At 52.5% G+C, this 16,131-nt stretch carries 14 protein-coding genes; 3 read left to right on the top strand and 11 right to left on the bottom strand.

Going from position 1 to position 16,131, the window contains the following annotated elements; all coding sequences use genetic code 11:
• Positions 1 to 123: 123 nt before the first annotated feature.
• Both DVH26_RS07240 and DVH26_RS07235 read right to left on the bottom strand, forming a co-directional pair.
• The gene (locus tag DVH26_RS07240; RefSeq protein WP_239632711.1) at positions 124 to 279 is read right to left on the bottom strand and encodes a hypothetical protein; all 156 of its coding nucleotides are present in this window, start codon (positions 277 to 279) and stop codon (positions 124 to 126) included.
• A gap of 20 nt (positions 280 to 299) precedes the next feature.
• Positions 300 to 581: an IS1096 element passenger TnpR family protein gene (locus DVH26_RS07235; RefSeq protein WP_239632709.1), complete on the bottom strand. Its 282-nt coding sequence runs from the start codon at positions 579 to 581 to the stop codon at positions 300 to 302.
• Positions 582 to 876: 295 nt separating this feature from the next.
• Between DVH26_RS07235 and yhbH the strand changes: the two genes are divergently transcribed.
• Both yhbH and DVH26_RS07225 read left to right on the top strand, forming a co-directional pair.
• On the top strand, positions 877 to 2,034 hold the full coding sequence (yhbH, locus tag DVH26_RS07230; protein WP_239632707.1) for a sporulation protein YhbH: 1,158 nt from the start codon (positions 877 to 879) through the stop codon (positions 2,032 to 2,034).
• The gene (locus tag DVH26_RS07225; protein ID WP_239632705.1) at positions 2,031 to 3,464 is read left to right on the top strand and encodes a SpoVR family protein; all 1,434 of its coding nucleotides are present in this window, start codon (positions 2,031 to 2,033) and stop codon (positions 3,462 to 3,464) included. The genes yhbH and DVH26_RS07225 overlap by 4 nt, the downstream gene beginning before the upstream one ends.
• A gap of 51 nt (positions 3,465 to 3,515) precedes the next feature.
• Here DVH26_RS07225 and DVH26_RS07220 read toward each other — a convergent pair whose 3' ends face one another.
• Both DVH26_RS07220 and DVH26_RS07215 read right to left on the bottom strand, forming a co-directional pair.
• Positions 3,516 to 4,445: a manganese-dependent inorganic pyrophosphatase gene (locus DVH26_RS07220; protein ID WP_239635304.1), complete on the bottom strand. Its 930-nt coding sequence runs from the start codon at positions 4,443 to 4,445 to the stop codon at positions 3,516 to 3,518.
• Positions 4,446 to 4,577: 132 nt separating this feature from the next.
• On the bottom strand, positions 4,578 to 5,630 hold the full coding sequence (locus DVH26_RS07215; protein ID WP_239632703.1) for a class I SAM-dependent methyltransferase: 1,053 nt from the start codon (positions 5,628 to 5,630) through the stop codon (positions 4,578 to 4,580).
• A gap of 170 nt (positions 5,631 to 5,800) precedes the next feature.
• Here DVH26_RS07215 and glsA point away from each other — a divergent pair, with 170 nt between their 5' ends.
• Entirely contained in the window at positions 5,801 to 6,742 is a 942-nt protein-coding gene (gene glsA, locus DVH26_RS07210) for a glutaminase A (protein WP_239632701.1), read from the top strand.
• A 555-nt stretch (positions 6,743 to 7,297) separates the two neighbouring features.
• On the opposite strand, the gene DVH26_RS07205 is transcribed toward glsA, so the two are convergent.
• The 7 genes from DVH26_RS07205 to DVH26_RS07175 all read right to left on the bottom strand — a co-directional run bounded on the left by DVH26_RS07205 (position 7,298) and on the right by DVH26_RS07175 (position 16,079).
• Complete coding sequence (locus DVH26_RS07205) at positions 7,298 to 9,892, bottom strand: glycosyl hydrolase family 95 catalytic domain-containing protein (RefSeq protein WP_239632699.1); 2,595 nt, start codon at positions 9,890 to 9,892, stop codon at positions 7,298 to 7,300.
• 4 nt (positions 9,893 to 9,896) lie between these two features.
• Complete coding sequence (locus DVH26_RS07200) at positions 9,897 to 11,189, bottom strand: cupin domain-containing protein (RefSeq protein ID WP_239632697.1); 1,293 nt, start codon at positions 11,187 to 11,189, stop codon at positions 9,897 to 9,899.
• 192 nt (positions 11,190 to 11,381) lie between these two features.
• Entirely contained in the window at positions 11,382 to 11,639 is a 258-nt protein-coding gene (locus tag DVH26_RS07195) for a MerR family transcriptional regulator (protein WP_239632695.1), read from the bottom strand.
• Positions 11,640 to 11,852: 213 nt separating this feature from the next.
• Positions 11,853 to 12,545, bottom strand: a complete 693-nt coding sequence (locus DVH26_RS07190; RefSeq protein ID WP_239632693.1) for a response regulator transcription factor — start codon at positions 12,543 to 12,545, stop codon at positions 11,853 to 11,855.
• 72 nt (positions 12,546 to 12,617) lie between these two features.
• Complete coding sequence (locus tag DVH26_RS07185) at positions 12,618 to 13,502, bottom strand: N-acetylmuramoyl-L-alanine amidase family protein (RefSeq protein WP_239632691.1); 885 nt, start codon at positions 13,500 to 13,502, stop codon at positions 12,618 to 12,620.
• Between the two features lie 332 nt (positions 13,503 to 13,834).
• Positions 13,835 to 15,787 carry a DUF2334 domain-containing protein gene (locus DVH26_RS07180; RefSeq protein WP_239632689.1) on the bottom strand — a complete coding sequence of 651 codons (1,953 nt, stop codon included), beginning with the start codon at positions 15,785 to 15,787 and terminating at the stop codon, positions 13,835 to 13,837.
• Between the two features lie 142 nt (positions 15,788 to 15,929).
• Complete coding sequence (locus DVH26_RS07175; RefSeq protein WP_239632687.1) at positions 15,930 to 16,079, bottom strand: hypothetical protein; 150 nt, start codon at positions 16,077 to 16,079, stop codon at positions 15,930 to 15,932.
• Positions 16,080 to 16,131: the final 52 nt, after the last annotated feature.

Raw genomic sequence — 16,131 nt, 5'->3', positions numbered from 1 at the left:
ATTGCAAAAGCGGCTTAATTCCAGGAAATAACGGATCTCCTGTCCGATAGTCTGCCTCCCGGACCGATGTGCTGCTATTCCGTACCCTTGTCCCCCACGTAATCCCATAAAGGAAACCGTTCACTAACGAATTTGCTCATACAACTCAGCCAGCACATCATGGAATCCCCATCCGATGCCTACCGTGCCGGCAACAATCGCAGCTATCCGCTCGTCATACTCCTCAATCAGCTTGCCCGTATCGTCGGTACGGATCACTTCAGCATACATTTGGAGCATACAGTTGTAAAATCGTCCATCTATCTCGCCGTAGATGTTGGTATAGGAAACACCCATCTCGACATAAACAGCTTGAGCTCCAAGCTGTATTTGTCGTTGCCTGTCAGCCGTTCAAAATCGGCAGTAGCCTGTTTGGCCTCCTGCAGCCTCGAAGACAAACTCGTACGTTGGTAATCGTCCCATTCCATAACGGTCTGTAACAATTGATGCTGCTGATGAAAGGTAATTTCAGAATGAAACTGAAATCGGCGCCAAACCGCAGGTGTAAGCTCGTCCAGCACAATTTTACAAATAAAGTCCATGCCGTCCTCCTAAAATTAATCATAATAACCGAATTATGAGCTTACCGTCCTTATACCATTATTTTGCTTCTGCCAAAGCGGCGGAAACGCTGTCGTGCCTTGTTGCTTCTTGTCCGCTATGCAGCTGCAATTTCCAACTCATGAATGCGATTTCAAAAAAATAGGTGCCCGTCCCTATCACATATCCCCCCTTCACTTGAATATATTTAGTAACAAGCACTTTTTTTCCCTAGTTGTCTTGTTACCGCCCGTTTCATAGTATGCATGAACCAACCCATATCAGGAGGTGTCCGACATGACTGAACCTTTATTTACCGTATCCCGCGAGGACTGGTCTCTGCATCGGAAAGGGTATCAGGACCAGACCCGCCATCAGCAAAAAGTACGTGAAGCGATTAAGCAAAACCTGCCTGACCTCGTAACGGACGAAAGCATCATTATGTCCGACGGCAAGCAGATCATCAAAGTACCGATTCGCAGCTTGGACGAATACCGTTTTCGTTACAATTACAATAAAAGCAAGCATGTAGGCCAGGGTGACGGCGACAGCCAGGTTGGCGACGTGCTCGGCGTAGACCCGACCCCCTCCCAAGGTCCGGGCAAAGGAGAAGGCGCCGGCGACCAGCCGGGAGACGACTATTACGACGCAGAGGTACAAATGGAGGAGCTGCAGTCGATGCTGTTCGAGGAGCTGGAGCTGCCGAATTTGCAGCAAAAAGAAAAAGACAATGTGATGACCAAGGACATCATCTTCAATGACATCCGCAAAAAAGGGATCATGTCCAACATCGATAAAAAGCGGACGATACTCGAAAATCTTCGCCGCAATGCAGGCGCCGGCATTCCGGGCATCCATGGAATCAGCCCTGACGATCTGCGGTTCAAAACGTGGGATGAAATCATCGTTCCCCAATCCAACGCGCTCATCATAGCCATGATGGATACGTCCGGATCTATGGGATCGTTCGAGAAATATATCGCGCGCAGCTTCTTCTTCTGGATGACGCGGTTTTTGCGCACGAAATACGAGCACGTGGAAATCGTCTTCATCGCCCACCATACGGAGGCGAAGGAAGTGACGGAAGAAGAGTTTTTCACCAAGGGAGAAAGCGGCGGGACGATCTGCTCCTCCGCCTATCAGCTCGCAGTCGACCTGATCGATCGCCGGTATTCTCCGGCTCGCTATAACATTTATCCCTTCCATTTCTCCGACGGCGATAACCTGACCTCCGACAACGAGCGGTGCGTCAAGCTCATCACCGAGCTCGTGAAGCGTTCGAATATGTTCGGCTACGGCGAAGTGAACCAATACAACCGCAGCAGCACGCTCATGTCCGCTTACCGCAACATTCATGATCCGAAGTTCGTGCATTACGTCATTCGCGAGAAAGGCGAAGTATACAAGGCGCTTCGCACCTTTTTTCCTAAGTCCGAAGGGAGGATCGCACGATGAACGCCGACTATATCAAGGATCTGGAATATGCCATTGCCGAAATATCCGAAATCGCCAGCGGATTCGGTCTCGACTACTACCCCATGCGATATGAAATATGTCCCGCCGACATCATCTATACGTTTGGCGCCTACGGGATGCCTACCCGCTTCAGCCACTGGAGCTTCGGCAAAACGTTTCACAAGATGAAAATGCAGTACGACTTTGGCTTGAGCAAAATTTACGAGCTGGTCATCAACTCCGATCCATGCTATGCGTTCCTGCTCGACGGCAACTCGCTCATTCAAAATAAGCTGATTGTTGCGCACGTCTTGGCGCACTGCGATTTTTTCAAAAACAACATCCGCTTCTCCAAAACGAACCGTAACATGGTGGAAAGCATGTCGGCGACAGCGGAGCGCGTCCGGCAGTACGAAATCTTGTACGGAAGAGAAGAGGTCGAGAAGTTTATCGATGCGGTGCTGGCCATTCAAGAGCATGTCGATCCGCTGATCTCTGCTCCCTACAATGCTTCCCGATACGGCAGAAACAACGAAAAATCGTCCGAACGCGAGATCATAAAAGACCGCAAGCTAGGATATGAGGATTTGTGGGATTTGGACACGGCGTCAATGGATAAAAAGCCTTCGAAGGAGGATGAAAACCGCAAATTCCCGGCTAAGCCGGAAAAGGATCTCATGCTGTTCATTGAGGAGCACGCACCGTACATGACCGATTGGCAGCGAGACATCATGACGATGCTGCGTGACGAAATGCTCTACTTCTGGCCGCAGCTGGAGACCAAAATTATGAATGAAGGCTGGGCTTCGTATTGGCATCAAAGAATTCTTCGGGAGATGGATTTGACCGAGGATGAGACCATCGAATTCGCCAAGCTGAATTCATCGGTTGTCGTTCCGTCGAGGCACAGCTTGAATCCGTACTACCTCGGCTTGAAAATATTCGAGGATATCGAGAAGCGCTGGAATAATCCGACGGAAGAAGAGCGCGAACGCTACGGCCGCGAGCCCGGATCGGGACGGCGCAAAATATTCGACGTTCGCGAATATGATTCGGATTTGTCGTTCATCCGCAACTACTTGAACAAGCAGCTTGTAGACGATCTGGATCTATACATTTTCGAGAAAAAGGGCCCCGAGTGGAAAATTACCGACAAATCGTGGAGCAACATCCGCGATCAGCTCGTCTACTCCCGCGTCAACGGCGGCTTCCCTTACATTGTGGTCGAGAACGGGGACTACGAGAAAAATGGGGAGCTGTACCTGAAGCACTCCTTCGAGGGGCTGGAGCTCGATTTGAAATATGTGGAGCGGACGCTCCCTTATATTCAAAAGCTGTGGGGCAAAACCGTCCACCTCGAAACGACGGTGGAATCGAAGCAGGTGCTATTCACCTACGACGGGAAGAAGCATAACCGGAAGTTTTTGTAAAACTCAACAAAACAGGCTGTACTCAACAAAGAGTACAGCCTGTTATTTTTATTACTTCGTGAAAATATCGGTCAACACAGGTACGATCTGCGATTTACGGGAAACGACACCTTTAAGCACCGCTTTGTTGTCAGCCAGCGTTACATTGTAAGCTTGCTCTACTGCGGAAGCTTTGCTTCCAAGCGCAATCCCGATGGAATCGTTGTTTAAGATGTCCGTAACGACGAACAAGAACAGATCTAAGCCTTTGTCGGCGATGATAGTGGAAAGAGCGGCTTCCAGCTCGCCTTGACGGGACAATACGTCGTTCACGTCAACCGCGTTCACTTGCGCGATTTCGACTTTGCTTGCTCCCATTTGGAACTCTTTGGAGTCGAGGGAGATCAGCTGCGGAATCGTTTTGTCGCTCAAATCGGCGCCGGCTTTCAGCATAGCCAATCCGTAAGTCTCGAGCTCTACACCGGCGATAGCAGCCAATTCTTTGGCAGCTGCCACATCCTGCTCCGTGCAAGTCGGGGATTTCAACAGCAATGTATCGGAGATGATGGCGGAAAGCATCAAGCCTGCGATTTCTTTCGTAACCGCTACGCCGTTCTCTTTGTAGAGTTTGTTCAGGATCGTCGTAGTGCAGCCTACCGGCTCGGCGCGGTAATACAGCGGGCCGCTTGTTTCGAAGTTCGCGATACGGTGATGGTCTATAACTTCGGTAACACGTACTTTATCGATATCGCTTGCGCTCTGTTGACGTTCGTTGTGATCGACCAAAATCACGGTGTTCACTTCGTTCGCCACAGTTTCCACCAAGCGAGGAGCACTTACTTTAAAATAGTCCAGCACGAACTGCGTTTCGCTGCTGACATTACCCAGGCGGACTGCTTCTACGTTGGCACCCAGCTTGGTTTTCAAATCTGCGTACACAAGAGCAGAGCCAATCGAATCGGTGTCAGGATTTTTGTGACCGAAAATCAATGTTTTTTCCATCATCTTACTCCTTAATCATATTTTTTGCTTAGAAAAGTATATCATAAATTGCTCTCTCTATACTAGATTATATCGCCATACTCTCCTTATTCCAATGAACTTACAGCGATTTGTAAGGAGCCCCCGACCCGCTTACTTGACGTGAGGGCCATACAAATAGTCGGCGATCTGGAAGCAGCCCTTGCGGGAAAACCGTTCATAAAACCGCTCATCCATTTCAAGCGTATCCTCAAAATCGACCAGTATGGGCTCCACCTCTCCCAAAGGCTCGATCAGGGCGTTATGGCGGTACTCCTCTCTCGGCTCCAGGGCGTTTGCAGTCTCGAATTGCTCAATCGCCTGCACCCGTTTCCGCTGCTTCCACAATAAAATGCCAAGCGTGTTACGCGCCAATGCCCAGCCCGGCTTCAGCCGTACCGCTTCTCTGACGTCATGCTCACGCGCCTCCAGAAAAATCCCCCGGTGCAGGAGCGAACACAACGCAGTATCAAGATGAGCCTGAGCGGCGTGCTCCTGATTGCGGTAATCGAAGCCATCCTCGCTGTCAATTACATCATAGCGGATTTGATGCTCCCAATAAAATTGCACGTTCGTCACATTCTTAAATTCCAGATGCTGCAGCAGCTGGCCTTCCGATGAGCTCGGAACCGCACTGAAGCTGATATGCCGGAACGGATGCCGGATGAACATTCGGCGTTCGAATAAGAGCACGCCGTCCTGAAGTGTGACGAACCAGTTGTGTGAAGGGTTCGGGCCGAGGAGCAGCTCGAAATTTTTTTGCGGGGTTTCGATAAAGCCTCTTCGGCTTACCCTCATCATTTCCTTGCAGGCATCCCCTGGCGAGTTCACATGCTCGAACACCTGGCGTGCGATGGCGAAATCGAACGACTGGTCATCGAACGGCAGCTGCTCGGCAAAGCATTCTACATAGCGTACATGATCAACGACGCTCTGCCCCGACCTGTGTGAGGATTGATGAAGAAAAGGCTCCGTCACCGTATCTGCGCGACGGAACGGATGCGCTCCCCCGCCGATGTCCAGCACGCGCTCCTCGGGCTTGATCTCGAGCAATTCCGCGAGAATGTCGTCTTGTAGAGCCGGAAACATTGGTCCGAACGAATTGATCAAAGGAACGGACTTCGTAAAGTGCTGCATCGGTATGTTCAATAACCGGTTGAAGTCCATCTGGCACCTCCTGCGAATGGCCTATTTCGCTGCTGCAACCCAACAACCAGCAAAACGCGTTTTGTAAAAAATTTATGCCGGCCATTCGCTTTTCATGTGCATAAGACAGGAGGAGGATAGGCATCCTTGTCGAAAAAGAGTAGGAGATATTTGTATTGGAGGAATTCCCGATGGCAACCGAAGAATGGAACCGAATAGTCACAGAATTGCCGAGTCGTCTGGAGGATAGCCGCGCCTATACAGCCCAAGGTCGTGTAGCCGCCTATATTCCCGAATTGGCGCACGCACCGGGAAACGCACTGGGCATTGCAATAATGAACGGCGCTTCAGGAATTATAACAGCGGGAGACGTTGCTCTTCCGTTTACTCTGCAGAGCATTTCCAAAGTGTTCACCCTGCTGCTCGCTTTAATGGATAAAGGAGAAAGCGGCGTGTTCGCCAAAGTGGGCATGGAGCCGACAGGCGACAACTTCAACTCGATGCTGAAGCTCGAGCTGGTCGACCCCGGCATCCCGTTCAATCCGCTCATTAACGCAGGTGCGATAGCGGTCTCGTCCCTGATTGCGGGAGCTGATCCTGCCGAAAAAAGCGAGCGCATCCTCACGTTCTTCCGCCAGCTGGCCGGCGATCCGACGATCGGCTACAACGATGCGGTTTACCGCTCGGAGACGGCCACAGCTCACCGCAACCGTTCTCTCGCCTACTTCCTCAAAGCGAACGGCGTGCTCGAGGAAGATGTAGAGGAAGTGCTTGAAGTGTATTTCAAGCACTGCTCGATTGAAGTCAACTGCACGCAGCTCGCGCGGATGGCACAAGTTCTGGCGTTTGACGGCACGGATCCTGTTACGGGCCGCCAACTCATCCCGAGACGATACGTGCAGATCGCCAAGTCGTTCATGATTACCTGCGGCATGTATAATGAATCTGGCGCATTCGCGATTCGCGTCGGCCTACCGGCCAAGAGCGGCGTGTCCGGCGGCATTTTGGCGCTCGTTCCCGGCAAATACGGCATCGGGGTCGTAGGACCCGCATTGAATGCCAAGGGCAACAGCACGGCCGGTGTCCATCTGCTGGAGACATTGTCCACTGAGTTCGATTGGAGCATTTTCTAGGTTCTGTGAGAAGTGAAAATGCACATTATGACGAATAAACGGCTGCCTTCCAAGGGTAGCCGTTTAGCTTGTAGGCAAAGCACATTCTTCATAGTTTCGTTGCTAGAGCTCATATACGAACCTATTGAAGAGCACGATTATTTCCGTTCGGACCACAGATCCGTTATTTCACCAAAAATGGTACTATTTTCAATGCGATCGGACTGTAGATCCCTTATTTCGCCAAAAACTACTATTTTCGCTTGAAAAATGGGCAATTAGCGGATTCACTGTCCGATCGTACGTCAAAAGAAGCCCCATTCCAAGGATTAGCGGAATCTCTGTCCGATAGACCGCCACCTCGTCCTTGGGCAGCTTGTTCTCTACGCTTGTACTAAAGGACACTGGACAATATTTGGAAATTGCGGGAGATCGTGAATGGCTATGTCATCAGATCTGTTACCTGCAACTGCCTGGCTTCCCCCAACACGAACGGCTGCCCTCTTAAATAAGAGGGCAGCCGTTTTTCATACCTGCAAAAATACCGTTGCCGCCATAGCTGACCCCAACTCCAAGTCAGACCCGAACCAGTTCGTATTCCCCGCCTGCGACGGTGTCGAAGACGAACATGGAGCCGCTCATCCGCATCGGGCTGCCAGAGCTGCTGGAGCCCCTGGAACTGCCAGAGCTGCCGTCCTTGCGGTGCAGCGCGACGTTCTCGCCCTTCCACGGATTGTGAATCCGGCACACGCCGCCAAGCGTAGACTTGACGCTCAAGCGAGTGACGTCGCCCTGCCGGATCGCCGAGCTTACGACAAACCCGCCGTGGCACCACAGCGCGAATTCGGCGTCCCATCCTTTCGGGCACGCCGGGAAGACGCGAATCGCCGGCTCCTTAGCCGGAGCGCCAGGCTGGCTTTGGCATAGCGCCAGCTGCAAGGCCGCGGCCGCATTACCGAGCCGCTGCGCGCTGATCGCATTCACGCCCTCGCGAACCGTCAGCCGGTTGTCAAAAAATTTGACGTGACCCGTCTCGGTAATATAGCAGTATTCCCTCTCCGCATTAATGCAGTCCAGCTGGGCCAGCACGGTCTCCTTAAACGGCTCCGCCATGCCCATCCCGGCCAATACGCGCGCCGATGCGGACATTTCCGAGGCGCTTCGGCCCCAATCGCCGTTCAAGCGCTCCTCCTGGAATTGAAGCGATGCAACGCCGGTTTCGTACATGGAAGGATTCTCATCCTCCGTGGCCAGCGTGCACAGATTGCAAAAGCGGGCCGGACGAAGATCGATGCCGCTTTTATTATCAAGCACAGGCTCCAGCGCGCCAACCCAGACGCCGGGTGCGCCTTCTTCCGTCCGCAATACCGCCTCCGGATTGTCGCTCGTCGGGATCGGAGCGAGATGGTCGTAGAGCTCCTGCCATACAGGACGCAAATCAGCGTCTACACCGAGCAGCTCCGACGCCTTCAGCAGCACCGGCAAGATGCCGTGCATAGCGGACATCGCATCCATGGAATCTTTGCCGCCGATATATTTCTCATCGTTGATCGTATGGTAAATATGGTACAAGCCGTCTTCTTCTTTGCGCAAATTAGGGAAATGCCGGAAAAATTCCGCCGCGCCCTTGATCATCGGATAAGCCCGTTCGCGCAGCCAGCTCTCATCCTTTGTGTACTCATAGTACATCCAGTAATGGAAGGCAATGCCGACCTGATTGGCGAACATGTGCGTGGTGAAGCCGTACGGCCCGTATCCCCTGTCGGGGTACACCAAATGTCCTTCCTCCCAAGACTCGTAGGACTTCCAATTCCAACGGCTCTCGTGCGGATGCTTGGAATAGGCGTACTGCTTGAATCTTTCGGAACGCTCTTCCCACGGCTTGCGAAGCAAATACAGCTCTCTCATTTCCTCGGCAATATCGTCGGGAAGATTGTCCAATCCGTTGAACCAGACGACCTCGGGAATAAAAATCCCCTGGCTGCCCCATTGCTGCTCGGCTGCTCTGGCGCACGAATCGTACATGTTCGAGTACATATGGAAGTAAGGCTCCATCAGCTCGTAATGCCCTGAGGGAAGTATCGCGTTGTAGTACAGATTCAGGTTGTTCCACCACTGCATCGCCCCCCAATGGCGGCGGTCGCCGCGAGGACTAAGGAGCATGCCGCCGAAGTTCGGCGCAAACTGTCCGCCGCGGGAATTGGAAGCCATCAGGTACAAAAAGTACGTATAATGCGCCTCCACCTTCTCAGCCGTCCCGTCTTCACTGCTCAAGCGAATATACGACTTGCTCCAGTATTCATTCCACCATGCCTTGTGTTCCGCCAGCATCGCGGCATAGCCCTGGCTTCTCGCCGCTTCCGCACGCTCCACCGCCAAGGCGACGACATCCTCCTCCGTGTCGAACGAGGCTGCACTGGCAACGAACAGCTCGAAGGCTCCCGCTCCCGGCTTGACGCACAGCCGCATTTCGGTCTCGTTAGGCTGCCCGAGCACAGGGCGTTTGCGGAAGCTGCCTACAAGCTCTCTTCCGCCGAATTCATCGTTCATGCGGGCTAACGCGTCTCTGCCTGACAAGCAGATAGCAACGGCCGAGCAGCAAAAATGCTCTCCCTCGCGGAACACCTGCTTCAGAACGATCATATCGTTCACCATTTTCAGTGTGGACACCGCAAGATGGTGCTTGGTCAATACTTCGGCGGGACGAAGCATTTTCAGCTTTACATTGATGCCTTGCGGCTCGGCTCTGCGGTCCTCCACCAAGAAGACGAACACGTCGCCGCCTGACTTCGCAAACGCTTCCATTTGTACCCCGTTTCCTTGGATAGCGGCCGTAGCGTCATAGAGACTCAAATGCTGCTGTATCGTATCGTCTGTAAACACATCGGCTCCGTAATCGACAAAATCGATATCGACAAAGCCGCATCCGTAAGCATAGTCGGAATGTCTCTCATTGAAGCTGTTTGTTGAGCAATCGTTGGCATACACATCGACCCGGTTCACTTGCAGCTTAACGGCCGACGGGGATGTCCACACCAGACTTCCCATCGTCCCCGTTCCTATCGGCAATCCGCCTTCGCTTCGCTTCACGGTCTTCTCGTAATGCAGGTCACCGCGCGAAACATGCTCCCGATAATCCATCATAGACAATGAATGCGGCACTGTGCTCATCTCCTCATCCCTTCTTCACTTCAAAAATAATAGCGCGAAGCGGTTCTTCACTGTTATTCTCCAATCCATGCTTCCACCACGGCTTATTCAGTACGATATCCCCGGGCTTGACCTGTCTCTGCTCGCCGTTGACCGTCATAACGCCTGTCCCTTCCAAGATGATGTATACTTCCTCATCCTCGCGATGGCCGTGATAGCCAATAGAGGCTCCTGGAGGAATTTCCGTATAGCCGAGGAACATGATCGGCGTGTCGAAGTCAGCTTTGCTGAACAGCCTTTTTCCCAGCGTCAAGCCTTTTCCGTTATGGCTTACACCCGGTGCGCTGAACTCGGTCTCAAGAAAATTGCGTACAATCATCGGGCCGTAGCCCCAGCTCGACGACGTGTCCACCATCTGATTTTCCCTGATCGACTGCCGGGTGTAGTGGGCCAGCGCCTGATTTTTCAAATAATCCTTCGCGCTCGTCTCCGCCTCTCTTCCCTCTTCCAATGCAAGCAAGAACTCGCTGAAAGCGCCGGGGGACTCCACATCGCTGAACTCGTTAAACAGCGTCGTCTCTCCATCCTTCGTCAAAACGATCTGACTGTCGATGAGCTCGAGACAGCCTTCGGTCCCTTCGATCCGCCAATTGCCGGCCCACTCCGTATGCTTGCCCTTGGAACGGGTCGAACAGGTGAACGTCGCGATAATTCCCGCCTGCATATCCATAACGATGTGCAGCTGGTGACGGTAGGTTGCGAACACTTTGCCGACTTCCCGTCCGGTCAAATAGCGCACCAGATCGAAATGATGAACGACAAGCTCCTCCAGCACATCCAGCTTATTCTCTATCGGTTTATCCAGATTTCTGTAAAATTCTCCATCCACCGTTACAATGTCGCCGATCGTCCCTTCAACGAGCAGCTGCTTCAGCTTACGGACTACGGGAAATCTGCGGTAATTTTCTGCGATCATATAAGGAATTTGCTCTTGCTCCGCCCGCTCTACCATCGCCTTGGCATCCTCATAATTATCGGCAATCGGCTTCTCGCTGAAAACCGGCAGCTTGTAGTCGAACGCAATGCTGTTGATTTCTTTGTGCACATGGCGCGGGGTTACGTTCAGAAGCACATCCGGCTTTTCCTGCTCAATGGCTTCCGTAATGGATGTATAAAAGGGAACGCCGTCCCCCTCGATCCTGCTGCGATGGCTCTCATCCCTGTCGGCAACCGCCAACGCCACCTCGCCGTATTGATTCCGCAGTCTTCGGTACCATCCGGAGCCGAATCCGCCTACGCCGACTAATAACGCTTTCATTTATTGTCCCTCCGCTTCCATTACGTTTACAAATTGCATACAAAATCATCATAGGCAAGCAGGTCCAAATACGCAATCCCGGTTTCCGACTCAAAAACCCCTTCGTCAAAGACGAGGGGGCTTCTTAGGCGACGGAATGAGCCCGTACGCAGTTTCCCAATTATTGGCTGCCAAAGCATCAAGACTGCGGAATCACGAACAGCTCTCCCGCTTCATCACTGCCCGCTTCTCCAGCTGCTGTATGTCGTAGGTTTGAAAGCCTTCCTCCATCCGCTCCACAATCTCAACCAGCTTCTCCACATCCCGGAAAGAGTACAATCGGGTCCCCCCATTCGTGCGTTCGGGAAAAATGAGCTTTCTCTCCTCGTAATACCGGATTTGCCTTATTGATAACCCGCTCAGTTGGCTTACGGTTCCGATGCTGATGACTTTTTTCTCTAATAACGACATCGCCGCTCATCTCCTCTATCCTGCTTTAAATATGGAACAATAACACCAATGTGGAATGAGATATTTATGTTATATTATATTACATTGGAAAAAGGAGCACAGTGAAAAACGGACTATTTTCTGTGCAGTCCGCTGTTTGTTTTTATGTCATATCCGCTCGAAAAAAAATCCTTCGATCCATCCGCATCACTGCGCAGGACCGAAGGAAGGATGTTATATATAAAATTTATAGCCGACCCCGTGAACGTTAATGATGTGTCTCGGGTTGGCGGGGTCACTCTCGATTTTTTTGCGCAGATTGCTCACATGAACAATGATGGTTCTTGTATCGTTAAGGATTTCCTGCCCCCATATTTCCCGGAACAGCTCCTCGTGAGTGATCGTTCGGCCGGGATGAGTCGCCAAGAAATACAGCAGCTCGAATTCCTTCTTGGATAAGATGATTTCATTCCCGCTTACCATTAACGTTCGGCTGACAGGATCGATCTCGACCTCGCCAAAGCGCAGCTTCGACGATGAGTCGGTGTAGCCTCCGCTCAGAAGCGGCCGCCTCAAATTAGCCTTCACTCGCGCAACGAGCTCATTGGGACTGAACGGCTTCGTTATATAATCGTCGCCTCCGAGAGCGAGCCCGGTAATCTTATCCTGCTCGTCCTGCTTGCAGCTGACAAAAATAATCGGCGCCGAAGACATGAGCCGCACTTCCTTGCACACTTCAAACCCGTCCTTGCCGGGAAGCAGCACATCCAGCAATATCAGATCCGGCTGTACCGACCGGACGAGCCGAATGGCATCGTCGCCCCGATCCGTCCAAATGACTCGGAATTGATGCGCTTCCAAATACGTTCGCATGATCTCGCGAATTTCCTGATCGTCTTCTACAATCAATATCATTTGCCCTGTCATGAATACTCACACCACCAAGACATTATATCACTCATCCAATTAATACAAGAATAGACAAAAGGTTGCTTCAGGTCAAGAAGTTTGTATATAGGCAACGATTCCTTGAGCCATTCCTTCCGCCAGCTTGCGCTGGTAGTCGGGATCCGACATGCGCACGTCTTCCGCAGGGTTCGTCATGAACCCCATCTCGACGAGAACCACCGGTACGGTCGACCAGTTAAAGCCGCTCAAATCCTGCCGCGGTACGATACCTCGCGATTTCGCTCCCGTACTCTCCTTCAGAGCGTCGTGAATAAGCTCGGCCGCCTTGAGGCTGCTTGCCTGGACGGCTTCATCGGGTATGACGCTCGGGTGAGGGTACAGCACGGAGAAGCCCTCCGCTTTTGGGGACTCGTTGCCGTCGGCGTGGAGCCTAACCGCCAACCGGGCGCTCGCTTCGTTAGCCAGCTCGGCCCGCTGCTTGTTGCTGATATCGACGTCGTGCTCCTCCCGTGTCATCAGCACCTCCATGCCTTGCTCCTCCAGCATCTGCTTCAACAGCACCGCCACCTCGAGATTCAGCACATATTCCGGCTTCCCCGTAGAGACGCCGGTCGTTCCGCCGGATACTTTCGGCTTCATCGCTTTGGAGCCTGGAGCTACCGGCTCTAGCTCGTTATTGCCTTTGCGCTGATGGCCGGGATCGAGATAAATAACCGGCTTGGATACGGCCGTTTGATTCTCCGCCGGCACTGTAGGCGACGGTACAGGCTCCGGCATAACGGAGCCGTCTGTAGCAGCTTCCCCGCTGGCCGGCAGAGCGCCGGGCACCGCTGTAGGAGCCTTAGAAGGAGCCACAGCAACGGCAGGCTCATGCGGCTTTTGTTCAGGCTCTTTTTCATTGGAATAGCCTATCATGGCGTATACGACCCCAATAGCCAGCAATGCGGCCCATACGCTTGTTTTCAACAGCTTCACTTGAATCTACCCCTCCGGTTTGTTGACTCCGTACCTGCCATTCATCCGATAAAATCGTAAATGATCGGTACTGCAAACAAAGTTAAAAAATCGTGTAGTCCGGCTCGTGCGTCTATGTGTCCGACCCTATTCAGGTTGATCTCACCCGTGGTTCACTGCTGCTCCTTTGATTGATTGCAAGCAAGGCACCATCCACATTGTCATGGATTCAGCTTTCCCTTTCAAGGGAAAAATCGTTTGACAAAAGAAAAACCCGGCATACTGCCAGGTCCAAGCTGAATGTATAAAATGAATAAAAGAAATAAGTCCGTTTCTTAGAAGCTTTAGCTTGATTATTGGTGTTCAAATGAAAGCGCCGTATCCAGGAATCCGTCCTGACGGTCGTACAATCCGAGATCGCTTTTGCCGTTCCCGTCAAAATCGGTAATGATCAGCTTCATCCCCGGCTTCCCCCAAGGTCCGAAGGTTGACAGCAATTGAAACTCGTTCGCTCCCTTTCGCAAATATACGGTATAGCGGGATGATTCGGGATGGTACCTCAGCACGTCCTCCTGGCCGTCTCCGTTAAAATCGCCGAGTCGCATGTCGCCGTCCTCGTCCGGCACGTTCAGCTGCATTCGCTTCGCTTTCCACGACAGCGACGCTTTGTCGAAGGATAATTCCAACCCGCCGATAGTGGACGGTTTGGTCAAAAACAACGCTTTGCTTCCATCCTCCATAGCATGCGGCTGCAGCTCGTACTTCCACTCGCTTTTTAGCTTGTAGGGCTTGAGCGGCTTCGCTTCGCCTTTGGATATACAGTAGCCGTTCACTTGCATCCGGTCCGCCGAGAGCCCGGTCACTACCACGTCGCCGCCGGCCTGAGGCAGCACCTGCAAATTCGCCCAGCTCTTCGCCTCCAGCTGCCAATGATTGGCCAGCTGGAACCGGCCGCCGTCGGGGATGAACCGTTCCAGCACGCCGTTCGGCTGGGCGACCCAGAGGCTCGCGCTGTCCGCTCCCTTCGCGCTCCCCAATGCTGCTGCCGCGCCCGGCGCGTACGATAAATTCCCCCAAACCGAAGGCGCGCCCTGAGGCTCGTTGCGCAACCCGCCGAAAGCACCTGCGGCAACCGTAATGGAGCCGCTCTTCAAATCCCAGCTAACCGCATCCGCCTGCCCGTCTCCCGTAATATCGCCGAACATCCATTTCGTCTGCCAGGACGGCTGCGGTTGCGCCTGCTGCCCTTTCGGTCCTTGCTGCTCAGCTGCAGCTGCATCCTTCAGCTTCAAACTGTGGGAAGGAGTGAACGGTACGTAATCCTGTATGGAGTAGAACACGTAACGCTTCTCCTTCAATCCGGCGATCAGCTTTTGCAGTACGCTGCGGTTTTGATCGGGGTACCGGAACTCCGGCAATCCGTCCCGGACAACCTGCTCGCCTTCCTCGTCCAGAACAGGAATCAAATACTTGAATTCCAGGAAGGGGTGGTAAAAAAAGGAATTAATATTGTTCGTCCGGCCCAGCCGGTCCAGAATGAATTTCTCATCCTTATTATATGGAATATAGTCATACGGCGTCGGGATGTAAGCTGCTCCCATATTCGGCTCGCCGTAGCTCGCGTTTCGTTGATTCAAATATTGCGCGGATGAAGCGTTGCGGTTGGCCTGCACGTCCGCCTGGTAGTTTAATCCGAAATAGGATCGGAACACCGCATCCTGCTGCGGCGTCGAGCGATAGTGCGGCGATTCCCAAAATTGCGGCTTCAGCCCGGCACGGCTTAATATATCGAGCCCTGCCTTCAACCGCGGCTCCGCAAACGAAGCGGAACGCGTGTAATCCTCGTCGGTCTCGTTAAACTCGTTGCCGATTCCCGATTCATGGTGACCGTCATCCCGCCGCACCAACCCGACTTGATGCGTGTATCCGTGCATCCCGAGAACGGCGCCGTCGTTGACCGCCTGTCTCAGCAAGGTCTGATAAGCGGCAACATAGGGATTGTCAGCCTGGTCTAAGGAGACATCGTAGCGAGAGCCGTCCGCCGGAAAATCAAGCCAGCGCGGAATCACCGCGAGATGATATGCTACGTGCTGATCCCGCAAGTATTCCATTACCGCCCTCAGCTTCCCCAGCTGCTCCATCGAACCGTACTGTCCCCCCGGCCCGATATCTTCAAGCCTCATCAACACAAAGCGCGGATTGGTCGACTCCCCTTCCACCTTGATGTTGTATGAGGTTATCATCATAAAAATTACAAGTACCGAAATAGCATAGCGCAGCCATTTCATTCTAAAATTGCGGGACATTATCGGTCATCCTGCTCCCTTCATGCTGTACAAAACGAAAGGCCTGCGCTTCATTTCAAACGCTTTCAATTTTGCCTAGTAAAATTGTATCAAATTTCGCCTCCGGCGAACATCATTTTTTTAATCCGGAATGGACCGCAGGTTAATTGATGGAACGGGCAAATTTCAAGGCGCTGGCGCAATTATAATCGACGATTTGCTGTGCCGCCTGCTTGTCGGGAAATCCCCGATGCAGCAGCTTTAATCCGCCCGCTGTGCAGGAAATATGATGATATAGCTTGTAAAACTTCATCCGATTGCTATCTAATGAATCGTTCCTTAAATAACTGTAGCTATCTCCGAAG

It is taken from the genome of Paenibacillus sp. H1-7 (assembly GCF_022354825.1).
In the GTDB taxonomy this organism is placed as follows: domain Bacteria; phylum Bacillota; class Bacilli; order Paenibacillales; family NBRC-103111; genus Paenibacillus_S.
Note: the sequence above shows the minus strand (reverse complement) of the source record. Positions and strands in the feature narration are given on the sequence as shown.

Coding starts and splice junctions, on each gene's coding strand:
- DVH26_RS07175 (WP_239632687.1), bottom strand. CDS start 16,079: ATGAAGTTTTACAAGCTATATCATCATATTTCCTGCACAGCGGGCGGA.
- DVH26_RS07220 (WP_239635304.1), bottom strand. CDS start 4,445: ATGGAAAAAACATTGATTTTCGGTCACAAAAATCCTGACACCGATTCG.
- DVH26_RS07180 (WP_239632689.1), bottom strand. CDS start 15,787: ATGTCCCGCAATTTTAGAATGAAATGGCTGCGCTATGCTATTTCGGTA.
- DVH26_RS07200 (WP_239632697.1), bottom strand. CDS start 11,189: ATGAAAGCGTTATTAGTCGGCGTAGGCGGATTCGGCTCCGGATGGTAC.
- yhbH (WP_239632707.1), top strand. CDS start 877: ATGACTGAACCTTTATTTACCGTATCCCGCGAGGACTGGTCTCTGCAT.
- DVH26_RS07225 (WP_239632705.1), top strand. CDS start 2,031: ATGAACGCCGACTATATCAAGGATCTGGAATATGCCATTGCCGAAATA.
- DVH26_RS07190 (WP_239632693.1), bottom strand. CDS start 12,545: ATGACAGGGCAAATGATATTGATTGTAGAAGACGATCAGGAAATTCGC.
- DVH26_RS07205 (WP_239632699.1), bottom strand. CDS start 9,892: ATGAGCACAGTGCCGCATTCATTGTCTATGATGGATTATCGGGAGCAT.
- DVH26_RS07235 (WP_239632709.1), bottom strand. CDS start 581: ATGGACTTTATTTGTAAAATTGTGCTGGACGAGCTTACACCTGCGGTT.
- DVH26_RS07215 (WP_239632703.1), bottom strand. CDS start 5,630: ATGGACTTCAACCGGTTATTGAACATACCGATGCAGCACTTTACGAAG.
- DVH26_RS07195 (WP_239632695.1), bottom strand. CDS start 11,639: ATGTCGTTATTAGAGAAAAAAGTCATCAGCATCGGAACCGTAAGCCAA.
- glsA (WP_239632701.1), top strand. CDS start 5,801: ATGGCAACCGAAGAATGGAACCGAATAGTCACAGAATTGCCGAGTCGT.
- DVH26_RS07240 (WP_239632711.1), bottom strand. CDS start 279: ATGCTCCAAATGTATGCTGAAGTGATCCGTACCGACGATACGGGCAAG.